1 protein-coding gene is annotated in these 284 nt (G+C 69.4%); it reads left to right on the forward strand.

The genetic code is table 11. The features are described 5' to 3' along the window. Nucleotides 1–284: S8 family serine peptidase (locus tag SB773_RS31160; protein ID WP_410594138.1), on the forward strand; the 284-nt coding region annotated here is incomplete at both ends.

Genomic DNA, 284 nt, shown 5'->3' on the forward strand with positions numbered 1-284 from the left:
GCCCGGTGGGGAGCGACGAGCAGATCGCGCAGGGCATCCATTGGGCGGTCGACAACGGTGCGAAGGTCATCAACATGTCGCTGACCCGCAACACTCTGGATTGGCCGCCCAGCTGGGACGAGGCCTTCCAGTACGCGTTCGCCCATGACGTCGTCATCGTGGCCGCGGCCGGCAACCGCGGCAGCGGCACCAGTGAGGTGGGAGCGCCGGCGACCATCCCTGGCGTACTCACCGTCGCCGGCGTCGATCGCGCCGGGAAGGCGAGTTTCGACGCCTCGGCGCAG

The organism is Bacillus sp. SIMBA_074 (assembly GCF_046534555.1).
In the GTDB taxonomy this organism is placed as follows: Bacteria; Bacillota; Bacilli; order Bacillales; family Bacillaceae_G; genus Bacillus_A; species Bacillus_A mycoides.